Genomic DNA, 21,277 nt, shown 5'->3' on the forward strand with positions numbered 1-21,277 from the left:
GCGTATTGGCTTACTTTTTCTGCTTGGGAATCCGCACCAGCTGCGTGTCCGAATAGATGTCATGCCAGCTGCGTTTGCGCTTATCGAACAGCGACCAGATAAACCCCAGCCCCACGCACAACCACGACGCTATCGACACCACAAAGCGCAGCAGCGCCTGCCACAGGCTGATGCGTGACCCGTCGGCGTTCTGTACGCGCACGCCCCACACCTGCATGCCCAGGGTTTGCCCGGAATGGGTCCAGAACTTGGCGAAGAACCCAAACAGTACAAACAACAGAATGGTCGACAGCAAGGGGTCACCGTCCAGTGCGCCGGACTCGGTGAGGGTGCGCATCCTGGCTTCGCCGATAAATGCGATCCATACCAGCTTGTAGATAAACGCCGTGACGATCAGCAGGGCGGTGCACAGCAGGAAGTCGTAGAACATCGCTGCCAGTCGACGGCCCAAGCCAACGGCGGGGAACTCGCCTTGGGGATTCAGCAAGGGTTTGGACATGGCAGGGCTCTCAAAATAAAAAAGCCATTCTACGAACAAACGCGCATAAAAAAGCCCCTGATGTCACCATCAGGGGCTTTTTGTCGCAGGAAGATCAGGCTTCTGCTTGTACCTTATCGGCTTGCATGCCTTTCTGGCCTTGCACCGCTTCGAAAGTCACCTTTTGGCCTTCCTTCAGGCTCTTGAAGCCGTTCCCCTCGATAGCGCGGAAATGCACGAACAGATCCGGACCGCTTTCTGGAGTGATAAAACCAAACCCTTTCTCGTCGTTAAACCACTTGACGGTACCGCTCTGACGTTCAGCCATTTTCTTCTTTCCTTTGACGCTAAAAATTAATGACAGCCTCTTTCACGCGAAAGAGTACTGGGCTGAGTTGCAGGAAAGTAAGAGACGTCGAACGGGTTGTAGCAAACTTTGGCTACTGCCCAGGTCCAGGTTCCAAGCGACCCATGCAAACACAGTAACTAAACTCTACGCCAACTAATACAGAAAAAACAAGCCCTGCCAAAAGCCCTGGTTTTGCTTGGCCTCATGACACTTTGGTCAACAATGCGCCGCCGGTTATATTCGATAGAAGGGATCACTTGTTATAGGTTTACCCCTAATATATTGACTATCGTCGATGCACTGTTTTATGGCGGTTGCGTTACAGTTTAGTGCACGTTAACGCAACCGCGTTACTTATAGGAACAGTCACTCAGCCGCGATAGTAACGTTGCGGCACAAATGGCATTTTACTTACACGAAGTGGCACCTTTTTCCCACGTACCAATGCAGAGACTTCGGTGTCCAGCGCCGTGTGCGCGCTGTCCAGGTAACCCATGGCCAGCGGGCCGCCCAGGCTTGGACCAAAACCGCCGCTGCAGACGGTGCCGATCACGGTGCCGTGTTCGTCGACGATTTCCGCACCCTCACGGACCGGTGTGCGCTCTTGGGGCAACAGGCCTACGCGCTTGCGGTTCACGCCGGTTTGTTGCTGAGTGAAGATGCGATCTGCGCCGGGGAAACCACCGGCACGTGCGCCGTCGGCCCGACGTGCCTTGGAGATCGCCCACAGCAAGCTGGCTTCGATCGGCGTGGTGCCAGTGTTCATGTCGTGGCCATACAGGCACAGGCCGGCTTCCAGGCGCAGTGAGTCGCGAGCACCCAGGCCGATGGCCTGCACTTCGGTTTCAGCCAGCAGGCTGCGCGCCAGGCTTTCGGCATTGGCGGCGGGCACCGAGATTTCGAAGCCGTCTTCACCGGTGTAGCCGGAGCGGCTGACATAGCAGTCCACGCCCAGCAAGCGCAGGCTGGCGAACTGCATGAAGGTCATCTTGCTGACCTCCGGCGCCAGGCGCGCCAATACCTTGACTGCCGCCGGGCCTTGCAGGGCCAGCAGGGCGCGTTCTTCGAACAGCGGCTCGATGGTGCACTGGTCGCCGATATGCGTGCGCAGGTGCGCCAGGTCCTGATCCTTGCAGGCGGCGTTGACCACCAGAAACAGTTCGTCGTTACCCAGGTTGGCCACCATCAGGTCGTCGAGGATGCCGCCCTGCTCATTAGTGAACATCGCATAGCGTTGCATGCCCACCGGCAGGTCGATGATGTCGACCGGCACCAGGGTTTCCAGGGCTTTGGCGGCATTGGCGCCAGTGAGGCGGATCTGGCCCATGTGGGACACGTCGAACAACCCGGCCTGTTCACGGGTATGCAAGTGTTCCTTCATCACGCCCAACGGATACTGTACCGGCATGTCGTAGCCGGCGAAGGGCACCATGCGCGCGCCGAGTTCGATGTGCAGCGCATGCAATGGAGTTTTCAACAGGGTTTCGGTGGACATATTCAGCTCCTGAAAAACGTGCTGGCGCGCTTTTGGGCATCAGCACTCGATAATGTTGACTGCCAAACCGCCACGGGCGGTTTCCTTGTATTTGCTTTTCATGTCGGCGCCGGTCTGGCGCATGGTGCGGATCACCTTGTCGAGGGACACAAAATGTTGCCCATCGCCGCGCAAGGCCATGCGCACCGCATTGATTGCCTTGACCGAGCCCATGGCGTTGCGCTCGATGCACGGCACCTGCACCAGCCCGCCAATCGGGTCGCAGGTCAGGCCGAGGTTGTGTTCCATACCGATCTCGGCGGCGTTTTCTACTTGGGACACACTGCCACCCAATACTTCGCACAATGCGCCGGCCGCCATGGAACAGGCCACACCTACCTCACCCTGGCAGCCGACTTCGGCGCCGGAGATCGACGCGTTTTCCTTGTACAAAATGCCGATGGCAGCGGCGGTGAGCAGAAAACGCACCACGCCGTCTTCATTCGCTCCCGGGATAAAGCGCATGTAGTAATGCAGCACCGCCGGCACGATACCGGCCGCACCATTGGTGGGCGCCGTGACCACGCGTCCGCCGTTGGCATTTTCTTCGTTGACCGCCAAGGCATAGAGATTGACCCAGTCGAGCACCGACAGAGGGTCACGCAGTGAGGACTCGGGGTTCTTGCACAACTGCCGGTGCAGGGCCGCCGCACGGCGCTTGACCTTCAAGCCGCCGGGCAAAACCCCTTCGTTGCGACAGCCGGCGTCCACGCAGTCCTGCATCACCTGCCAGATCTTCAGCAGGCCGGCGCGGGTTTGCGCCTCAGGCCGCCAGGCACTTTCATTGGTCAGCATCACCTGACTGATAGACAGCCCATAGGTGGTGCAATGGCCCATCAGGTCCTTGGCGTGCTTGAACGGGAAGGTCAGGGGGGTGGCATCTTCGACGATCCGGTCGGCGCCGGCGGCGTCTTCATCCACCACAAAACCGCCACCGACCGAGTAGTACTCGCGGCTGCGGATCTGTATGCCGGCGGCATCGAAGGCGCGAAAAATCATGCCGTTGGGGTGGTAGGCGAGGGGTTTGCGAATCATCGCCAGGTGTTCTTTCTCGTTGAACACAATGCTGTGTTCACCCAGCAGATTCAGGCGGCCGTCCTGACGCATGTGCGCCAAACGGGCTGCCACTGTGTCGGTATTCACGGTGTCCGGGTGTTCGCCTTCCAGGCCCAGCAGCACGGCCTTGTCGCTGCCGTGGCCTTTGCCGGTGGCGCCGAGGGAACCATAGAGTTCCACCTTGACGCAGGTGGTGGCGCTCAGCAGGTTGTCACGCTTGAGCCCCTCGACGAAGCGAGCGGCGGCGCGCATCGGGCCGACGGTGTGGGAACTGGAGGGGCCGATGCCAATCTTGAACAGGTCGAACACGCTAAGGGACATGGTTGTTCTCCGGTTTCTTGTTATGGGGGCAGCGGCAAGTAGCAAGCCACAAGCTGCAAGAAAAAGCCGCTTGGCTTTTAACGTGCAACTTGAAGCTTGCGGCTAATGGCTGCTTTACGCGTAGCTCTCGATCGACGGGCACGCGCACACCAGGTTGCGGTCGCCAAACACGTTGTCGACTCGACCCACGGGCGGCCAGTACTTGCCTTCGATCAGCGAGGCAACCGGATACACAGCCTGTTCGCGGCTGTAGGGGTGGCTCCATTCACCCACCAGTTCCGCCGCGGTGTGCGGCGCGTTCTTGAGCGGGTTGTCGTCCTTGTCCAGGGTGCCGTTTTCCACCGCGCGAATTTCTTCGCGGATGGCGATCATGGCGTTGCAGAAGCGGTCCAGTTCTTCCTTGGACTCACTTTCGGTCGGCTCGATCATCAAGGTCCCTGCGACCGGGAACGACATGGTCGGCGCATGGAAGCCGAAGTCGATCAGGCGCTTGGCTACGTCGTCCACGCTGATACCGCTGCTGTCTTTCAACGGGCGCAGGTCCAGGATGCATTCATGCGCCACCAGGCCGTTGCTGCCGGTGTACAGCACTGGGTAGTGCTCTTCCAGGCGACGGGAAATGTAGTTGGCGTTGAGGATCGCCAATTGCGAGGCGCGCTTGAGGCCCGCGCCGCCCATCATGCTGATGTACATCCAGGTGATCGGCAAAATGCTCGCGCTGCCGAACGGCGCCGCGCACACCGCGCCTTCCTTGCGTGCCATGGCCGCGTGGCCCGGCAGGAATGGCGTCAGGTGGGATTTGACGCCAATCGGGCCGACGCCCGGGCCGCCACCGCCGTGAGGAATGCAGAAGGTTTTATGCAGGTTCAGGTGGGACACGTCGCCGCCGAACTTGCCCGGCGCGCAGAGGCCGACCATGGCATTCATGTTGGCGCCGTCGATGTACACCTGGCCGCCGTTGTCGTGGATGATGCCGCAGATTTCGCGGATACCTTCCTCGAACACACCGTGGGTGGACGGGTAGGTGATCATCAGCGCGGCCAGGTGGTCGCGGTGTTCGATGGCCTTGGCGCGCAGGTCTTCGATATCAACGTTGCCACGGGCGTCGCAGGCAGTGACGACCACGCGCATGCCGGCCATGTTGGCGGTCGCGGGGTTGGTACCGTGGGCCGACGATGGGATCAGGCAGATGTCGCGGCGCTCTTCGCCACGGCTTTGGTGATAAGCACGGATGGCCAGCAGGCCCGCGTATTCACCTTGGGAGCCGGCGTTTGGTTGCAGCGAGATCGCGTCGTAGCCGGTGGCCGCGCAGAGCATGGCTTCAAGCTCAGACGTCAGTTGCAGGTAGCCGGCGCTTTGTTCGGCAGGGGCGAACGGGTGCAGGGCACCGAATTCGGCCCAGGTTACCGGGATCATTTCGCTGGCGGCATTGAGCTTCATGGTGCACGAGCCCAGCGGGATCATGGTGCGGTCCAGCGCCAGGTCCTTGTCGGCCAGCTTGCGCAGGTAGCGCATCAGCTCGGTTTCCGAGTGATAGCGGTTGAACACCGGGTGGCTGAGGATGGACGACTGGCGCAGCAGGGCGGCTGGCAGGGTGCTTTCAACGCCGGCGTTGAAGTCCGGCAGGGCTTTGCCATCGGCGAAGATCGCCCACAGGGTTTCGATATCGGCCTGGGTGGTGGTTTCGTCCACCGAGACGCCAAGGCGCTCGGCGTCCACCACGCGCAGGTTGATGCGCTGGGCGCGGGCCTTGTCGTGCAGGGCCGCGGTATTGGCGCCGGTGTTGAGGGTCAGGGTGTCGAAGAAATTCGCTTGTTCGACCTTCTGGCCCAGGCTGGTCAGGCCCTTGGCCAGGATCGCAGTCAGCTGGTGTACGCGCTGCGCAATCTGGGTCAGGCCTTTTGGACCGTGGTACACCGCGTACATGCTGGCGATGTTGGCCAGCAGTACCTGGGCGGTGCAGATGTTACTGGTGGCTTTCTCGCGGCGGATATGTTGCTCGCGGGTTTGCATGGCCAGACGCAGGGCCGGCTTGCCGAAACGGTCCACGGACACACCGACCAGACGCCCCGGCATGTCGCGCTTGAACGCATCCTTGGTGGAGAAATACGCCGCGTGCGGGCCACCAAAGCCCAGCGGTACGCCGAAGCGCTGCGCACTGCCGATGGCCACGTCGGCGCCGAACTCACCCGGCGGGGCCAGCAGCGTCAGCGCCAGCAGGTCAGCGGCCACGGCCACCAAGGCGTTGGCGGCGTGGAAACGCTCGGTCAGTTCGCGGTAGTCGAACACATCACCGTTGCTGGCCGGGTATTGCAACAAGGCGCCGAAGAACGGGCTGACGTCGGTCAGTTCGCGCTCATCGCCCACCACGACATCGATTCCCAGGGGCTCGGCACGGGTGCGCAGTACGTCGAGGGTCTGTGGATGGCTGTGCACCGAGGCAAAGAAGGCGTTGCTGCCCTTGTTCTTGCTCAGGCGCTTGCAGAAGGTCATGGCTTCGGCGGCGGCGGTGGCTTCGTCGAGCAGGGAAGCGTTGGCGATCGGCAGGCCGGTGAGGTCGCTGATCAGCGTCTGGAAGTTCAGCAGCGCTTCCAGGCGGCCTTGGGAGATTTCCGGCTGGTACGGGGTGTAGGCGGTGTACCAGGCCGGGTTTTCCAGCAGGTTGCGCAGAATCGGCGATGGCGTGTGGCAGTTGTAGTAACCCTGGCCGATGTACGTCTTGAACAGCTGGTTCTTGCCGGCGATGGCCTTGATCTTGGCCAGGGCCTCGGCTTCGCTCAGGCCGTCTTCCAGGCCGAGCACGCTGGTGCCCTTGATGCTTTCCGGGATCACGCTGGCGCTCAGGGCTTCCAGGGAGTCGAAGCCGAGGCTGGCGAGCATCTGCTGCTCGTCTGCCTGGCGCGGGCCGATGTGGCGGGCGATGAATTCGTTGGCGGTGCTGAGATTGATCGTCATGGCGTGCTCCTCAAGCTTCAGCGTTGGCTTTGATCAGGCGGTCGTACGCATCCTGATCCAACAGCTTAGCTACTGCGTCGACATCAGTAGGTTTGAAGCGGAAGAACCAGCCTTCGCCCATTGGGTCTTCGTTGACCAGTTCCGGGCTGCCATCGAGCTTGTCGTTGACTTCAAGGACTTCGCCGTCCAATGGCATGTACACACCGCTGGCGGCTTTTACCGACTCCACGGTGGACGCTTCGGCACCCTTGTCGTAGCGCTGCAACTCCGGCAGTTGCACGAAAACCACGTCACCCAGCGCGTTCTGCGCAAAAGCGGTGATACCCACGGTGACGCTGCCGTCAGCTTCGGCGCGCAGCCATTCGTGATCTTCAGTGAAACGCAACTCGCTCATGGAAACTCCTCAGGGCCAGATTCGTCTGGTGGACGGGATAGGAATAATGAGGAGTTGCTTAGCAAAAACGCGGCCAATGTCATTAAGTTGTTTTAAATCAACAACTTAATAAAATTGGTTATGAAATTATGCCTGTTGGCTGTAGCGATTTCGCTACAGCTGAGCCGCCGAAAAAAAGCCTATGTGGATCAAAGCCTTGCATGGCGCGCAAAAAGCAGGGTTGTAGCGATATCGTTCCACTGTAGCGCTTTCAGTACATCGGATGTCGTTCTCAGACCAAAATCCGGCCGTGCATACCCAAGGTGGGAAAGGGCACTGCTCTCCCACCGGGCCTGTATTGCACAGTTAATCCCGTTCCCGTCGTCGTCAGGGCTTGTTGGGAATGCCGTATTTGCGCAATCGATGGGCGATGGCGGTGTGCGAGGTTTGCAGGCGGCTGGCCAGTTGCCGGGTCGAGGGGTAGCTGGTGTAGAGCGTCTCCAGGAGGTTGCGCTCGAAGTCTTCCACCGCCTGTTCCAGGCTGTCGACTTCGCCGTCGCTTTGGCGGGCGACCGAGGTGCCGGCGATGTCCAGATCACCGATATCGACCAGGCTGCTTTCGCAGATGGCCGCGGCGCGGAAGATCACGTTTTGCAACTGGCGCACATTGCCCGGCCAACGGTTGCCGAGCAGCGCCGGGTAGGTGCCGGGCGCCAGGCGGCACACCGGGCGCTGGATCTGCGCGCAAGCCTGCTGCATGAAATAGCGGGCGAGCAGCAGGATGTCCTGGCCGCGTTCGCGCAATGGCGGCACTTCGACGTTGAGCACATTGAGTCGATAAAACAGGTCTTCGCGAAAGGTGCCTTCGCTGACCATCTTTTCCAGGTCGCGGTGGGTGGCGCTGAGGATGCGCACATTGACCTTCACTTCACGGTCGCCCCCCACGCGACGGAAGCTGCCGTCGTTGAGAAAACGCAGCAGCTTGGCCTGCAGATACGGCGACATTTCGCCGATTTCATCGAGGAACACCGTGCCTTGGTTGGCCAACTCCATCAGCCCCGGCTTGCCGCCGCGTTGGGCACCGGTGAAGGCGCCCGGCGCGTAACCGAACAACTCACTTTCGGCGAGGTTTTCCGGCAGTGCCGCGCAGTTCAGCGCCAAAAACGGCGCACTGTGCCGTGCACTGATCGCATGGCAGGCGCGTGCCACCAACTCTTTACCCGTGCCGGTTTCGCCCTGGATCAACAATGGCGCATCCAATGCCGCCACCCGTTGTGCCCGCGCCTTGAGGGTACGAATCACCGGGGACTCGCCCAGCAGCGCATCAAAACCTTCGGCATGGTCATGGTGCAACGCCGACAGTTGTTCGCCGATACGGTTGGGCGGGTACAGGGTGAGCAGGGCGCCCGCGTCGGTGATCGGCGTGGCGTCCAGCAGCAAGGTCTGGCCGTTGACGCTGATCTCGCGCAGGGGCAGGCGGAAGCCGTGTTCCAGCAGCGTGGCCAGCAGGGCCGGGTCGTTGAACAGCTCGCTGATGCTCTCGCCAGCGGGTTCGCGGCCGTACAGGGCGATCAATGCCGGGTTGGCCAGCAGGATCTTGCCGGCGCTGTCCAGTGCCAATACCGGGTCGGTCATGGCCGCCAGCAGGGCGTCGAGCTGCAGATGGCGGCGCTGGCCGGGAAGGATGTCGACCACCGTCACCGCCTGCACGCCCTGCACGCTGAACAGCGCATCGCGCAGTTCTTCCAGCACCTCGGCGCTGAGCGTCGGCGCATCGATGTAGACGTTGGGCGGCACCATTTCCACCGCATCCAGGTTGAGGTTGCGCCCACCGAGCAGGGCCAGGACTTCCTGGGTGATGCCGACGCGGTCGATGAAGCTGACGTGGATACGCATGGAGACGATTCTGGAGAGCGAGAGGCGGCAAGTATGCCTGACAGCTGGTGGAGATCAAAAATGTGGGAGAGGGCAAGCCCCCACCCACATTTTCCAGGGTTGTATCAGGGAGGGCCGGATTAAGCCAAGTGTTCGGGCTTGACCGGGTCCCCGGATTTCATATCCAACTGATGCCGCACATCTTCAAACATCAGATCGTAGTGCTTGTGGTGCGAACCGATGCTGCTGTGGGTTTTGGGAATGCCGTACGTTTCGACAATCTTGGTCACGTTGCTGGCGAAGTTGTACGCCTTATCCTTGGGCAGGAAGAACGTTTCCTTCAGGTCCTTGCCCTGGACGGTGCCATGCAAGGTGAACTGCATGCCTTTACCTTCGCTTTGATCCGTGACGACTTCGTAGTCCAGGCACAGGTCGTAGCTGACATCGTCCTTGTTCAGCGCATGTCGTTCGATATGCAGGTGACCCGGTTCAAAGGTGGCCATAGGCGTATCTCCTCTACTTCACAGATAGGTGATGCCAGGTTTTGCCGTGCTGATGCGTGTGCCGGCGTGGCCCTGGACGATGGCTTCGATGTCCGAGAGTGAACCGATGACCGCCGTTTTGCCAGTCCGGCGGGCGAACTCGCAGGCCGCCTGTACCTTTGGTCCCATGGAGCCGGCGGCAAAGCCGAGTTTTTCGATTTCGTCCGGATGGGCCTGGGCGATCGCTTTCTGGGTCGGCTTGCCGTAGTCGATGAAGGCCGCGTTGACGTCGGTGGCGATCACCAGCAAGTCAGCCTCCAGTTGCGACGCCAGGAGCGAGGAGCACAAGTCTTTGTCGATCACCGCCTCGATGCCGCGCAGCTTGCCGTCTTCGCCGTACATCGTCGGGATGCCGCCGCCACCGGCGCAGATCACGATGCTGCTTTTTTCCAGCAGCCATTTGATCGGGCGGATTTCAAAGATACGTTTCGGGCGTGGGCTGGCGACCACACGACGATACTTGTCGCCGTCCGGAGCAATGGCCCAGCCTTTTTCGGCGGCCAGCTTTTCGGCCTCCGCCTTGGAGTACACCGGGCCGATAGGCTTGGTCGGGTTCTTGAACGCCGGGTCCTTGGCATCGACTTCCACCTGGGTGAGCAGCGTGGCGAACGGCACTTCGAAGTCCAGCAGGTTGCCCAGTTCCTGTTCGATGATGTAGCCGATCATGCCTTCGGTTTCGGCCCCCAACACGTCCAGCGGGTACGGCGAAACCTGGGTGTAGGCCGCCGCCTGCAACGACAGCAGGCCGACCTGCGGGCCGTTGCCGTGGGCGATCACCAACTCGTTGCCCGGGTGGATCTTGGCGATCTGTTCGGTGGCGATCCGGATATTGGCGCGTTGGTTGTCCGCCGTCATGGGTTCACCACGGCGGAGCAGGGCGTTACCGCCCAGTGCAACGACGATACGCATACAAAAGTCCTTCCGTAATTCTACGTGGCGAACACGGGCAGAATGTGGGAGCAGGTCCGCTCCCACAGTTGCCCGCATTCCTTCAGTTACAAGTCAGCCAGGGTCGAAACCAGGATCGCCTTGATGGTGTGCATGCGGTTTTCCGCCTGCTCGAAGGCGATGCAGGCAGGCGACTCGAACACGTCATCGGTCACTTCGATACCGTTGGCCAAGTGCGGGTACTGTTCGGCTATCTGCTTGCCGACCTTGGTATCGCTGTTATGGAACGCCGGCAGGCAGTGCATGAACTTGGTGCGCGGGTTACCGGTGGCTTTCATCAACTCGCTGTTGACCTGGTACGGCAGCAGTTGCTTGATACGCTCGGCCCAGGCTTCCACTGGCTCGCCCATGGACACCCACACGTCGGTGTGGATGAAGTCCACGCCTTTGACCGCAGCTTTCGGGTCATCGGTGAGGGTGATGCGTGCGCCGCTTTCTTGCGCGTATTGCTTGCAACGGTCCACCAGGTCGTCGTGAGGCCACAAGGCTTTGGGCGCGCAGATGCGCACGTCCATGCCCAGCTTGGCGCCCACCAGCAGCAGGGAGTTGCCCATGTTGTTGCGCGCATCGCCGAGGTAGGCGTAGCTGATCTCGTGGATCGGCTTGTCGGCGTGTTCACGCATGGTCAGCACGTCGGCGATCATCTGGGTGGGGTGATATTCATCGGTCAGGCCATTGAACACCGGCACGCCGGCGAACTTGGCCAGTTCCTCGACGATCTCCTGCTTGAAGCCACGGTATTCGATGGCGTCGTACATGCGACCCAGTACGCGAGCGGTGTCCTTCATGCTCTCTTTGTGGCCGATCTGCGAGGAATTAGGGTCGATGTAGGTGACGTTGGCGCCTTGGTCATAAGCCGCCACTTCGAAGGCGCAGCGGGTGCGTGTCGAGGTTTTTTCGAAGATCAGCGCAATGTTGTTGCCCTTGAGGTGCTGCTGCTCGGTGCCGGTGTACTTGGCGCGCTTGAGGTCGCGGGACAGGTCCAGCAGGTAGCGCAGCTCGCGCGGGGTGTGGTGTTCCAGGCTGAGCAGGTTACGGTTGTGGATGTTGAACGCCATGATGATTCTCCTTGGATTCGGTAATCGGCCCGGTCGGCTTCGGGTGGAAGCCGCCGGGAAGATGGTCGTTTAGTAATCGATAGGGTCGCGGATGATCGGGCAGGTCATGCAGTGGCCGCCGCCACGGCCACGCCCCAGTTCACCGGCGCTGATGGTGATGACTTCCACACCGGCTTTGCGCAGCAGGGTGTTGGTATAGGTGTTGCGGTCGTAACCGATCACTACACCGGGTTCCACGGCCACCACGTTGTTGCCGTCGTCCCATTGTTCGCGCTCGGCGGCGAAGCTGTTGCCGCCGGTCTCCACCACGCGCAGGGCCTTGAGGTTGAGCGCGGCAGCCACGGTCTCGAGGAAGTTGGTTTTCTCACGCTGGATGTCGATGCCGTGCGGCTTGCTTTCGTCAGGACGCAGGGTGAAAGGGACGATTTGGTTGACCACTTCGGGGAAGACGGTGACCAGGTCGCGGTCGCAGAAGCTGAATACGGTATCCAGGTGCATCGCCGCACGGGATTTGGGCAGGCCGGCAACGATCACGCGTTCCACGGCTTTGTTCTTGAACAGGTTGCGCGCCAACTGGCCGATGGCCTGGTGGGACGAGCGCTCGCCCATGCCGATCAACACGACACCGTTGCCGATCGGCATCACGTCACCGCCTTCCAGCGTGGCGGCGCCGTGTTCGCGGTCGGGGTCGCCGTACCAGATCTGGAAGTCCGCGTTGGTGAACTCAGGATGGAATTTATAGATGGCGCTGGTCAGCAGGGTTTCCTGGCGTCGCGCCGGCCAGTACATCGGGTTGAGCGTCACGCCGCCGTAGATCCAGCAGGTGGTGTCGCGGGTGAACTGGGTATTGGGCAGCGGCGGCAGGATGAAACTGGCCTGGCCGAGGAAGCTGCGGAACATCTCGATGGTCTTGCCGCCGAAGCTGCTCGGCAGGTCATCGGCCGACACGCCACCGATCAGGAACTCGGCGACCTTGCGCGGCTCCAGGCTGCGTAGCCAGGAGCTGACTTCGTCGACCAGGCCCAGGCCTACCGTGTCAGGGGTGATCTTGCGCTCCAGAATCCAGTCCAGGGCTTCGGGGATCGCGACGATATCGGTCAGCAGGTTGTGCATTTCCAGCACATCGATGTCGCGCTCGCGCATCTTGGTGACGAAGTCGAAATGATCGCGCTTGGCCTGAGCCACCCACAGCACGTCATCGAACAGCAGTTCATCGCAGTTGTTGGGGGTCAGCCGCTGGTGGGCCAAACCTGGGGAGCACACCATGACTTTGCGCAGTTTGCCGGCTTCGGAATGTACGCCGTACTTCACTTTTTCGGTGGTCATTACAGATCCTCCAATTAACAACAGTTACAAGGTCAGGAAGCCTGCGTAGAGCCCATAGGCCGCCACCAGGGCGCCCATGACCACTGCGGCGAAAATCAGCTTCTCGACGTTGGTGAAAATCGGTTTGCCCAGTTCATGCTTGGCCTTGGCGAACAGGATCGCGCCGGGGGCGTAGAGCAAGGCGGAGAGCAGCAGGTATTTGGTACCGCCGGCGTAGAGCAGCCAGATCGCATAGACCAGGGCGATGGCACCGATGAACAGGTCTTTCCTGCGTTCGCCCAGGGCGTTTTCGTAGGTCTCGCCGCGTACCGCCAGCAACAGGGCGTAGGCTGCCGACCACAGGTACGGCACCAGAATCATCGAGGTGGCGAGGTAGATCAGCGACAGGTAAGTGCTGGCGGAAAACAGTGTGATCACCAGAAACAGCTGAACCATTGCGTTGGTCAACCACAGGGCGTTGACCGGCACGTGGTTGGCGTTTTCGCGGCGCAAAAACTCCGGCATGGTGTGGTCCTTGGCGGCGGCGAACATGATCTCCGCGCACAGCAGCACCCACGACAGCAGCGCTCCCAGCAGCGAGATGATCAGGCCGACGCTGATCAGCACCGCGCCCCAGTGGCCCACCACATGTTCCAGCACGGCGGCCATCGACGGGTTCTGCAACTTGGCCAGTTCCGGCTGGGTCATGATCCCCAGGGACAGCACGTTCACCAGCATCAGAAACAGCAGCACGGTGATAAAACCGATCACGGTGGCCTTGCCCACGTCGCTGCGTTTTTCCGCACGGGAGGAGAAGATGCTCGCGCCTTCGATGCCGATGAACACCCACACGGTGACCAGCATCATGTTGCGCACCTGGTTCAGCACGCTGCCCAGGTCGGGGTTTTTCACACCCCAGATGTCAGCGGTGAAGATGTCCAGCTTGAACGCGAACAGCGCAATCAGAACGAACAGCAGCAGTGGCACCACCTTGGCGACGGTGGTCACCAGGTTGATGAATGCCGCTTCCTTGATGCCACGCAGCACCAGGAAATGCACCGCCCACAGCAGCACCGAGGCGCCGATCACGGCAGCCGGCGTATTGCCTTCGCCGAAGATCGGGAAGAAATAACCGAGGGTGCTGAACAACAGGACGAAGTAGCCGACGTTGCCCAGCCAGGCGCTGATCCAGTAGCCCCAGGCCGATGAAAAGCCCATGTAGTCGCCGAACCCGGCTTTGGCGTAGGCATACACCCCGCCATCGAGGTCGGGCTTGCGGTTGGCCAGGGTCTGGAACACAAAAGCCAGGGTCAGCATGCCGATCGCGGTGATAAACCAGCCAATCAATACGGCGCCTACATCGGCGCTGGCGGCCATGTTCTGCGGCAAAGAAAAGATCCCGCCGCCAATCATCGAACCCACGACAAGTGCAACCAGTGCACCTAACCTGAGTTTTCCAGGAGTGTCAGACATTGCATTACTCCAATGCAGGGGAAGAGAGTCCACAGAATAATTCTGTGGGCTAATCAAACAGCTGACTCAGATCACTTTATTGGTACATTCCATTGTGAATTAATGACTTAGAATGGCGGGTCGCGGGCGAAGAAAGTCCTCGGAAAGCTCTTTCTAGAGCGCTCTCTTCATTCTGTTCAGTCAAATTGGCCGGGGTATGGACGTTTGAAACTAGACTGTATTCTCGAATGTGCAAACTTTTAGCGCTATTTACGATAGGTGCTGGACTGCAGTATTTAAATTCCAAATAAGCCTAAACTTGATTAATTTACATGCCGCTATGTTATGAGCGTTTGAATTTTGTCGCGGTCTCTAATAAACGTTGCATTCACTGAGTTAATTAGATGAGTGCGCAGTTTTCAGCTCAACTTGTTGTTCATTCAGGAGTATTCATGTCCCAACCGGCGCAGAAACTGCGACTCAGTGCCCTGATTGCCTTGGTGGTGGGGTCGATGATTGGTGGCGGGATCTTTTCTTTGCCGCAGAACATGGCCGCCCGCGCCGGGGTGGGGGCCGTGCTGATTGGTTGGGCCATCACCGCCGTCGGCATGCTGACCCTGGCTTTTGTGTTCCAGACCCTGGCCAACCGCAAACCCGAACTGGATTCCGGGGTGTATGCCTACGCCAAGGCCGGGTTCGGCGACTACATGGGGTTTTCGTCGGCGTGGGGCTACTGGATCAGTGCCTGGATGGGCAATGTCGGTTATTTCGTGTTGCTGTTCAGCACCCTCGGCTATTTTTTTCCGGTGTTCGGCCAGGGTAATACGCCGGTCGCCATTGGCTGTGCGTCGCTGTTGCTATGGGCGGTGCATTTCCTGGTAATGCGTGGCATCAAGGAGGCGGCGTTCATCAATCAGATCACCACCGTGGCGAAGATCGTGCCGTTGCTGATGTTTATCGTGATCGCCGTCGTGGCGTTCAAGGCGGATATCTTCACCCGGGATATCTGGGGCCTGGGCAATCCAAAGCTCGGCAGTGTGGTGGATCAGGTGCGCCACATGATGCTGGTCACGGTGTTCGTATTTATCGGCATTGAAGGGGCCAGCGTGTATTCGGCTCGCGCCGAGAAACGCGCGGATGTGGGGCGCGCCACGGTGATCGGCTTTCTCGGCGTGCTGGCGCTGCTGGTGCTGGTGAATGTGTTGTCCCTGGGCATCATGAGCCAGCCGGAGCTGGCGCAACTGCAGAACCCGTCGCTGGCCGGTGTGCTGGAACATATCGTCGGGCCGTGGGGCGCGATGCTGATCAGCCTCGGCCTGGCGGTGTCATTGCTGGGGGCCTTGCTGTCGTGGGCGTTGCTCTGCGCCGAGATCCTCTACGCCACGGCCCAGGACAAGACCATGCCGGCCTTCCTGAAAAAGGAAAACACCAACCAGGTGCCGGTCAACGCCTTGTGGCTGACCAATGTGATGATCCAGGCCTTTCTGGTGATCACGCTGTTTTCCCAAAGCACCTACACCACCTTGATCTACCTCGCGTCCTCGATGATTCTGGTGCCGTACCTGTGGTCGGCAGCCTATGCCGTGTTGCTCAGTGGACGTGGCGAAACCTATGAATATGCCCAACGCCGACGCCTGCAGGATTTATTGATCGGGTTGATCGCCCTCGGTTATGCCCTCTGGCTGCTCTACGCCGGGGGCCTGAAGTACCTGCTGCTGTCCGCATTGCTCTACGCGCCGGGTGTGATCCTGTTCGCCCAGGCCAAGCGCGAGCAGGGCCGACCCTTGTTCACGCTGATCGAAAAAGGCATTTTCAGTGGTGTGGTCGCCGGCGCCGGGTTGGCGGCGTATGGGTTGTACAGCGGGGTGTTGTCGTTGTGAAACTGGTGTATCAACCGCCCTATGATTGGACGGCGATGCTGGGCTTTCTGACGATGCGGGCGATTGCCGGGCTGGAGACAGTGGTCGACGGTAGCTACCGGCGCAGCATCAGTCTGGACGGGCAACTGGGTTGGATCTGTGTGGCGCCCGGCACGGGCGATTGGCTGGAGGTCGACGTGACGTTTCCCGACGCACAGGCCCTGCCCGAGATCGAGCGCCGCTTGAGGAATATGTTTGATCTGGATGCCCAACCCAAACTGATCGGCGCGCAATTGGCCGCCGATCCGCTGATGGCCGCATTGGTTGCCGCTCGCCCCGGGCTTCGTGTTCCAGGCACTTGGGATGGATTGGAACTGGCGATTCGTGCGGTGCTGGGGCAGCAGATCACGGTGGCTGCGGCCATACGCCTGGCGGGCAAGTTGGTGGCGCACTATGGCCAGCCGCTGCAAACCCCCCACCTGGGTATTACCCATGCATTCCCCACGGCCCAGGTGCTGGCCGCGGCGGATCTGGCCACCTTGGGTATGCCCAGGGCGCGCGGGCGTACCTTATCGGGGGTGGCCCAGGCGTTACTGGATGATCCCGGATTGTTCGAGCCCAAGGCCAATCTCAAGGAGGGCGTAGCGCGGCTGGTGGCTTTGCCGGGAATCGGCGACTGGACCGCGCAGTACATCGCCATGCGCCAGATGCGTGAGCCGGATGCGTTTGCCTCGGGGGATATCGGGTTGATCAATGCGTTGGCAGCGTTGGAGGGAGGGCCGGTTTCGGCGCGACAATTATTGGCGCGTGCCGAGGCTTGGCGACCTTGGAGGGCCTATGCGGCGCAGCATTTGTGGACATCGCTGAGCCGGGGGGACTAATGACGCCGGGGCATAAGTCGCCGTCTGTAGGAGCGAGCTTGCTCGCGAAAAACGTCAACGATAACGCGTGCTGCCTGAATGAACGCGGCGCCTATGAGTTTTTCGCAAGCAAGCTCGCTTCTACAAAGAAGCCTTGCCCGATGGTAGCCCGAAGGTCACCACTGCGGCCGGTGCGAACCCAGTTCCCCGGCCGGCAAATCCCACTGCAACGGCGTGCCGCTGATGGTCAGCGGCGCCAGTAACCGATGGGCCTGGCCCCAGGCTGTCTGTTCCACCACCACGCCTTGATCATCCGGTGCTTCAGCGCGTAGCGCCGGTTGCTCGGGCACTTGCCCTGCGTCCACCAGTAACCTCGCCGTGCGCGCCAATGACAACCGCGCCGAACCGCCACGCCCGGTGTTCAAGCGCTCACTCAATGCTTGAATCGCACTGGCCGCCATCAAATACCCGGTGGTGTGATCCAGCGCCTGCAACGGCAGCGGCACGGGTCTGTCCGCGTGTTGCCAGGCCATGCCCGCATCGGCAATCCCGCTGCTCATCTGCACCAGGCTGTCGAAACCACGACGGTTGCGCCACGGCCCGCTCCAGCCGTAAGCGTTGAGACTGGCGTCGATCAAACCGGGGGCGATCCGTTGCCGTTCCTCGGTGCTGTAGCCCAGTTGTTCGAGGGCGTCAGCGCGATAACCGTGGAGCAGGATGTCGGCGTCTTTGAGCAGGCTTTCGAAGATCTGCCGGCCTTCGGGGCTTTTCAGATCAAGGCGGGCGCAACGTTTGCCGAGGGTCATCTCCGGTACGACGCCGGGTTCGTTCCAGTTGGGCGAGTCGATGCGCAGCACATCGGCACCGAGGCCGGCCAAAAAGCGGCTGGCCGCGGGACCGGCCAATACGCGGGTGAGGTCCAGCACTTTGATACCGGCCAACGGGCGTGCGACCGAGCCGAGCCAGGGTTTGTTGCTGAGGGTGTCGAACGTTTGCCGCTGCACCAATTCCTCGGCATTCACCGCCAGCCCTTGGGGATGGATTTGCCAGGCCTGCCAGGTACGCATCTGCGCTGCACAACCGCCTTCATCGACGATCGCCTGTTCCAGTTCGGCGGCAGTCCAGGCAGCCACTTTGCCGGCCATGTCGGTTCGGTCGGCGACTTTGCCCAGTATTCTTTCGGCGGCCGCGCGGTGATGGGGCGCGTTGGTGTGTAAACGGATCCAGCCATCGGCACTGGCGTAGTCGCCGGCTACCGGGTCCCACAGGGGCGGTGTTTGCCAGCCTACCGGGCGAATCGAGGACGAGAACCAGAAGGACGCCAGACGCAGGTCCACCGTGACGCCAGGCGAGCGACCGGTCTGTTGCCGGATAAGTTGCGCGACGGCCTGGCCGGCGGCGCCGATGCTGGCCGCGGCCAGCTCGGTGACGGCGAAGGTCGAGGGCAGGGCGCCGGCCGAGGTTCTGGTCAGCGGGGTGGACGGTAAATCGAGTGCGGCTTGGATGGGTGTCAGCAAGTCAGTCATCAAAGGCCCTCCGTAAGAGAAGGGCCACTATAGAAGATCATCACACTGGAGTGACAACCCCAGGTACCAACGGCAGGTCGATACTGGCGATAAAGCCGCCGTCCGGGTGGTTGGCCAGGAGCAGGCTGCCGCCATGGCGTTCCGCAGCACGGCGCGCAATGGCCAGGCCGAGGCCGTGGCCCTGGGCGGTCTGGCCGGGGGCGCGGTAAAACGGCTCGCCCAACTGGCTCAGGTGCTCGGCATCGACGCCGGGGCCGTGGTCACGCACGCTGATCAGAATGCGCTCACCCTGGCGCAGGGCCTGTAACTCGATAGGCTGCCCTGGGGGGTTGAAGCGTTGGGCATTGCGCAGCAGGTTATCCACGGCTCTTTCGATCATGGTCGGCCAGCCCTTGAGGTGCAGGTCGGTGTCGGCGCTCAGCGCTACTACTTGGTCCGGTGCGCCCAGTTGGGCGTCCTTTTGCAGGGTTTTGAGCAGCGCGGCCAGGTCCACTTCTTCGGCACTGGCGTTGTCGGCATCTACGCGGGCAAGTACCAGGATTTCGCTGATCAGTGCTTCCAGGCGGTCGCATTCGCGGGTCAGACGCGGCCACAGGCGCTCGCGCTCTTCGGAGCTGGCGCGTTCGGCCAGGGCCAGCGCGATGCGCAGGCGGGCCAACGGTGAGCGCAGTTCGTGGGACACATCGCGCAGCAATTGGCGTTGGCTGCCGATCAGGCTTTGCAAGCGTGCGCCCATGCGGTTGAAATCGTTGGCCAGCACGCCGAACTCATCGCGACGGTTGGCCAGTTGGGCCAGGCTGTTTTGTTGGTAGGTGGTCTGGCCGAGATCGTGCACGGCTCCGCGCAGACGGCTGAGCGGGCGGGTGATGGACAGCGTTACCAGCAGGCTGAACAAGGTCAGCACCACCAAGGCAATCGCCAAGGCGCTCAGCGGCCACATCAGGCTGCCTCGATGCCAGGCGTCCAGTTCCGGGTGGGGAATGCGGTAGATCAGCAGGTAGGTGTCACCGGTTTTTTCGCTGGTGTACTCGGCGGTCAGGCGCCGCCACGGCAGATGGCCGTCCTTGCTGTCGTTCTGCCTGGCCTCGAAAGCGGCGGCGCGGCGCGGGAAGGTGCCGCGCACCACCGGATCGCCGCTTTCGTTCAGCACTTGCACGTCTATGTGGTACTGGCGTTTGCGCTGTTGCAGCAATTCCTGCGCAGCGTCCTCGCCCTGGGCCTCGTAGAGCTGGGTCCATTCCTGCGCCAGGTTATTGAGGCCGGGGTGGCGGCTGAGAATCCAGGCATCTTGATTGAGCATGTGCCCAAGCAGGATCGATAACCCGGCAACCAGGGCGATGGCCAGCCAGAAACTGGCCAGAATCCGCCAGAACAATGAGCGCACAGAAAACCCTCAAACAGGAAAAGCCCAGCGGGGGCACCGCTGGGCTGGAGGTAAAGCTAGATCATTATTGCGCTTTTTGCGGCTGTTGGGCTTTCCAGGCCTGGAATTCCTTCCATTCGGCGCGGCGCTCGGCTTGCTTCTTGACGATCTCGTCGAATTTCTTCTGCTGGTCGGGTTTCAACACAGCGCGGATATCGGCCTGGGTTTTCTGCTTGCCCGCTTCGATCTCATCCTGCATGGCTTTCTGGTCGGCGGCCGGGAGTTTGTCCAGGTACTTTTTGACCAGGTCTTTGCGAGCGTGCCATTGCTCACCCATCAATTTACCGATTTGCTGGCGTTGTTCGTGGCTCAGGTCCAGTTGGCTGAATGGGCCGCCTTTGCCGCGTGGACCGTGTTCACCGCCGTGGCCCGGGCCACCCATCATGTGACCTTCAGGGCCGCCCATCGGGCCTGGACCTGGGCCTTCAGGCATGGCGGCCATGGCAACGGTCGGCAGAGCAGCGGCGAACATCAGAGCGATAAGGGTCTTGCGCATGGTGTTTCTCCTGTCTCTATTCCGGTGAGTCCGGATGTGGCTAGATTACGGAGAACAAGGTCAGGCGCCGTCAGGAGAGGGTAAAGGTTTGGTAAGGGAGAGGTGCAGGTGTAAGTTGTCAGCGGCAAGCGGCAAGCGGCAAGTGAAAAGCTCTGACTTGAAGCTTGCAGCTTGCCACTTAGAACTGCCTTACAGGCTGTAATAATAGCCCCGGCTACGCAACGCCACGATCCGTGGCCGGCCATCGGGGTGCGGGCCGATCTTCTTGCGCAGGTTGCTGACGTGCATGTCCAGGCTGCGGTCGTAGAGCGTCAGCTTGCGCCCCAGCGCGATCTGCGCCAGTTCCTGTTTGTCCAGCGGTTCGCCGGGCTGGCGCAGCAAGGCTTCCAGCAGACGGCTTTCGGAGACGGTGAGGGCGAATTCCTGTTCATCGATGCTGACCACGCCGCGTACCGGGCTGAAGCACAGGTCGCCCAGTTCCATCTGCGTTGACACGGCCGCAGGGTGGCTGCGGCGCAGCACGGCGCGCAGGCGAGCGGTGAGTTCCCGAGGGTCGCAGGGCTTGGCCAGGTAATCGTCGGCGCCCAGTTCCAGGCCGAGGATGCGGTCCAGTGGTTCACCACGGGCCGACAGCATCAGTACCGGCAACTCGGGGTGGTCATTGCGCAATTGCTTGAGCAATTCCAGGCCGCTGCCGTCGGGCAGCATCACGTCGAGCACTACCGCCGCCGGGGCGGCGTCGGCCAAGGCTTTGCGGGCGCTCAATCCGTCGTGGCAGGCGCGCACGTGAAAGCCTTCCTGGCTCAGCCAACTGGTCAGCAGCTCGCAGAGCTCCTGGTCATCATCTATCAGTAACAGCTCGCTCAT

At 61.1% G+C, this 21,277-nt stretch carries 18 protein-coding genes; 2 read left to right on the top strand and 16 right to left on the bottom strand.

Annotated elements, in window-relative coordinates; translation table 11 throughout:
- Positions 1–10: 10 nt before the first annotated feature.
- The 12 genes from M5B97_RS24485 to arcD (M5B97_RS24540) form a co-directional block, all read right to left on the bottom strand.
- On the bottom strand, positions 11–499 hold the full coding sequence (locus M5B97_RS24485) for an RDD family protein (protein WP_134660113.1): 489 nt from the start codon (positions 497–499) through the stop codon (positions 11–13).
- 94 nt (positions 500–593) lie between these two features.
- On the bottom strand, positions 594–806 hold the full coding sequence (locus tag M5B97_RS24490; RefSeq protein WP_248732934.1) for a cold-shock protein: 213 nt from the start codon (positions 804–806) through the stop codon (positions 594–596).
- 391 nt (positions 807–1,197) lie between these two features.
- Positions 1,198–2,322, bottom strand: coding sequence for a glycine cleavage system aminomethyltransferase GcvT (gene gcvT / locus M5B97_RS24495; protein WP_248732935.1), 1,125 nt, complete (start codon positions 2,320–2,322; stop codon positions 1,198–1,200).
- A gap of 39 nt (positions 2,323–2,361) precedes the next feature.
- Positions 2,362–3,738 carry an L-serine ammonia-lyase gene (locus M5B97_RS24500; protein ID WP_123715703.1) on the bottom strand — a complete coding sequence of 459 codons (1,377 nt, stop codon included), beginning with the start codon at positions 3,736–3,738 and terminating at the stop codon, positions 2,362–2,364.
- A 114-nt stretch (positions 3,739–3,852) separates the two neighbouring features.
- Positions 3,853–6,693: an aminomethyl-transferring glycine dehydrogenase gene (gcvP, locus tag M5B97_RS24505; protein WP_248732936.1), complete on the bottom strand. Its 2,841-nt coding sequence runs from the start codon at positions 6,691–6,693 to the stop codon at positions 3,853–3,855.
- A gap of 10 nt (positions 6,694–6,703) precedes the next feature.
- Entirely contained in the window at positions 6,704–7,087 is a 384-nt protein-coding gene (gene gcvH, locus M5B97_RS24510) for a glycine cleavage system protein GcvH (RefSeq protein ID WP_248732937.1), read from the bottom strand.
- Positions 7,088–7,453: 366 nt separating this feature from the next.
- Positions 7,454–8,962: a sigma-54-dependent transcriptional regulator gene (locus M5B97_RS24515; RefSeq protein WP_123715700.1), complete on the bottom strand. Its 1,509-nt coding sequence runs from the start codon at positions 8,960–8,962 to the stop codon at positions 7,454–7,456.
- Positions 8,963–9,081: 119 nt separating this feature from the next.
- Entirely contained in the window at positions 9,082–9,444 is a 363-nt protein-coding gene (locus M5B97_RS24520) for a DUF5064 family protein (protein ID WP_123715699.1), read from the bottom strand.
- 18 nt (positions 9,445–9,462) lie between these two features.
- Positions 9,463–10,392 carry a carbamate kinase gene (gene arcC / locus M5B97_RS24525; RefSeq protein ID WP_123715698.1) on the bottom strand — a complete coding sequence of 310 codons (930 nt, stop codon included), beginning with the start codon at positions 10,390–10,392 and terminating at the stop codon, positions 9,463–9,465.
- An 86-nt stretch (positions 10,393–10,478) separates the two neighbouring features.
- The gene (locus tag M5B97_RS24530; protein WP_134660108.1) at positions 10,479–11,489 is read right to left on the bottom strand and encodes an ornithine carbamoyltransferase; all 1,011 of its coding nucleotides are present in this window, start codon (positions 11,487–11,489) and stop codon (positions 10,479–10,481) included.
- Positions 11,490–11,558: 69 nt separating this feature from the next.
- Positions 11,559–12,815 carry an arginine deiminase gene (gene arcA, locus M5B97_RS24535; RefSeq protein ID WP_134660107.1) on the bottom strand — a complete coding sequence of 419 codons (1,257 nt, stop codon included), beginning with the start codon at positions 12,813–12,815 and terminating at the stop codon, positions 11,559–11,561.
- 24 nt (positions 12,816–12,839) lie between these two features.
- Positions 12,840–14,267, bottom strand: coding sequence for an arginine-ornithine antiporter (gene arcD / locus M5B97_RS24540; protein WP_248732938.1), 1,428 nt, complete (start codon positions 14,265–14,267; stop codon positions 12,840–12,842).
- Between the two features lie 431 nt (positions 14,268–14,698).
- Between arcD (M5B97_RS24540) and arcD (M5B97_RS24545) the strand changes: the two genes are divergently transcribed.
- The gene (gene arcD, locus M5B97_RS24545; protein ID WP_248732939.1) at positions 14,699–16,126 is read left to right on the top strand and encodes an arginine-ornithine antiporter; all 1,428 of its coding nucleotides are present in this window, start codon (positions 14,699–14,701) and stop codon (positions 16,124–16,126) included.
- Positions 16,123–16,986, top strand: coding sequence for a DNA-3-methyladenine glycosylase (locus M5B97_RS24550; RefSeq protein ID WP_248732940.1), 864 nt, complete (start codon positions 16,123–16,125; stop codon positions 16,984–16,986). Before arcD (M5B97_RS24545) ends, M5B97_RS24550 begins: the two co-directional genes overlap by 4 nt.
- A gap of 155 nt (positions 16,987–17,141) precedes the next feature.
- On the opposite strand, the gene M5B97_RS24555 is transcribed toward M5B97_RS24550, so the two are convergent.
- The 4 genes from M5B97_RS24555 to M5B97_RS24570 all read right to left on the bottom strand — a co-directional run bounded on the left by M5B97_RS24555 (position 17,142) and on the right by M5B97_RS24570 (position 21,277).
- Positions 17,142–18,491 carry a CoA transferase gene (locus M5B97_RS24555; RefSeq protein ID WP_248732941.1) on the bottom strand — a complete coding sequence of 450 codons (1,350 nt, stop codon included), beginning with the start codon at positions 18,489–18,491 and terminating at the stop codon, positions 17,142–17,144.
- Between the two features lie 40 nt (positions 18,492–18,531).
- Positions 18,532–19,875: a HAMP domain-containing sensor histidine kinase gene (locus tag M5B97_RS24560; protein WP_248732942.1), complete on the bottom strand. Its 1,344-nt coding sequence runs from the start codon at positions 19,873–19,875 to the stop codon at positions 18,532–18,534.
- A gap of 64 nt (positions 19,876–19,939) precedes the next feature.
- Positions 19,940–20,410 carry an LTXXQ domain protein gene (locus M5B97_RS24565; protein WP_248732943.1) on the bottom strand — a complete coding sequence of 157 codons (471 nt, stop codon included), beginning with the start codon at positions 20,408–20,410 and terminating at the stop codon, positions 19,940–19,942.
- Between the two features lie 189 nt (positions 20,411–20,599).
- Entirely contained in the window at positions 20,600–21,277 is a 678-nt protein-coding gene (locus M5B97_RS24570; protein WP_123715690.1) for a response regulator transcription factor, read from the bottom strand.

The organism is Pseudomonas sp. MWU13-2517 (assembly GCF_023242545.1).
Taxonomy (GTDB): Bacteria; Pseudomonadota; Gammaproteobacteria; order Pseudomonadales; family Pseudomonadaceae; genus Aquipseudomonas.

Bases quoted from the DNA above. Each gene is read 5' to 3' on its own strand.
- arcD (WP_248732939.1), top strand. From the start codon at position 14,699: ATGTCCCAACCGGCGCAGAAACTGCGACTCAGTGCCCTGATTGCCTTG.
- M5B97_RS24485 (WP_134660113.1), bottom strand. From the start codon at position 499: ATGTCCAAACCCTTGCTGAATCCCCAAGGCGAGTTCCCCGCCGTTGGC.
- M5B97_RS24490 (WP_248732934.1), bottom strand. From the start codon at position 806: ATGGCTGAACGTCAGAGCGGTACCGTCAAGTGGTTTAACGACGAGAAA.
- M5B97_RS24555 (WP_248732941.1), bottom strand. From the start codon at position 18,491: ATGACTGACTTGCTGACACCCATCCAAGCCGCACTCGATTTACCGTCC.
- M5B97_RS24520 (WP_123715699.1), bottom strand. From the start codon at position 9,444: ATGGCCACCTTTGAACCGGGTCACCTGCATATCGAACGACATGCGCTG.
- gcvP (WP_248732936.1), bottom strand. From the start codon at position 6,693: ATGACGATCAATCTCAGCACCGCCAACGAATTCATCGCCCGCCACATC.
- gcvT (WP_248732935.1), bottom strand. From the start codon at position 2,322: ATGTCCACCGAAACCCTGTTGAAAACTCCATTGCATGCGCTGCACATC.
- M5B97_RS24530 (WP_134660108.1), bottom strand. From the start codon at position 11,489: ATGGCGTTCAACATCCACAACCGTAACCTGCTCAGCCTGGAACACCAC.
- M5B97_RS24500 (WP_123715703.1), bottom strand. From the start codon at position 3,738: ATGTCCCTTAGCGTGTTCGACCTGTTCAAGATTGGCATCGGCCCCTCC.
- arcA (WP_134660107.1), bottom strand. From the start codon at position 12,815: ATGACCACCGAAAAAGTGAAGTACGGCGTACATTCCGAAGCCGGCAAA.
- M5B97_RS24515 (WP_123715700.1), bottom strand. From the start codon at position 8,962: ATGCGTATCCACGTCAGCTTCATCGACCGCGTCGGCATCACCCAGGAA.
- gcvH (WP_248732937.1), bottom strand. From the start codon at position 7,087: ATGAGCGAGTTGCGTTTCACTGAAGATCACGAATGGCTGCGCGCCGAA.
- arcD (WP_248732938.1), bottom strand. From the start codon at position 14,267: ATGTCTGACACTCCTGGAAAACTCAGGTTAGGTGCACTGGTTGCACTT.
- M5B97_RS24565 (WP_248732943.1), bottom strand. From the start codon at position 20,410: ATGCGCAAGACCCTTATCGCTCTGATGTTCGCCGCTGCTCTGCCGACC.
- arcC (WP_123715698.1), bottom strand. From the start codon at position 10,392: ATGCGTATCGTCGTTGCACTGGGCGGTAACGCCCTGCTCCGCCGTGGT.
- M5B97_RS24570 (WP_123715690.1), bottom strand. From the start codon at position 21,277: ATGAGCGAGCTGTTACTGATAGATGATGACCAGGAGCTCTGCGAGCTG.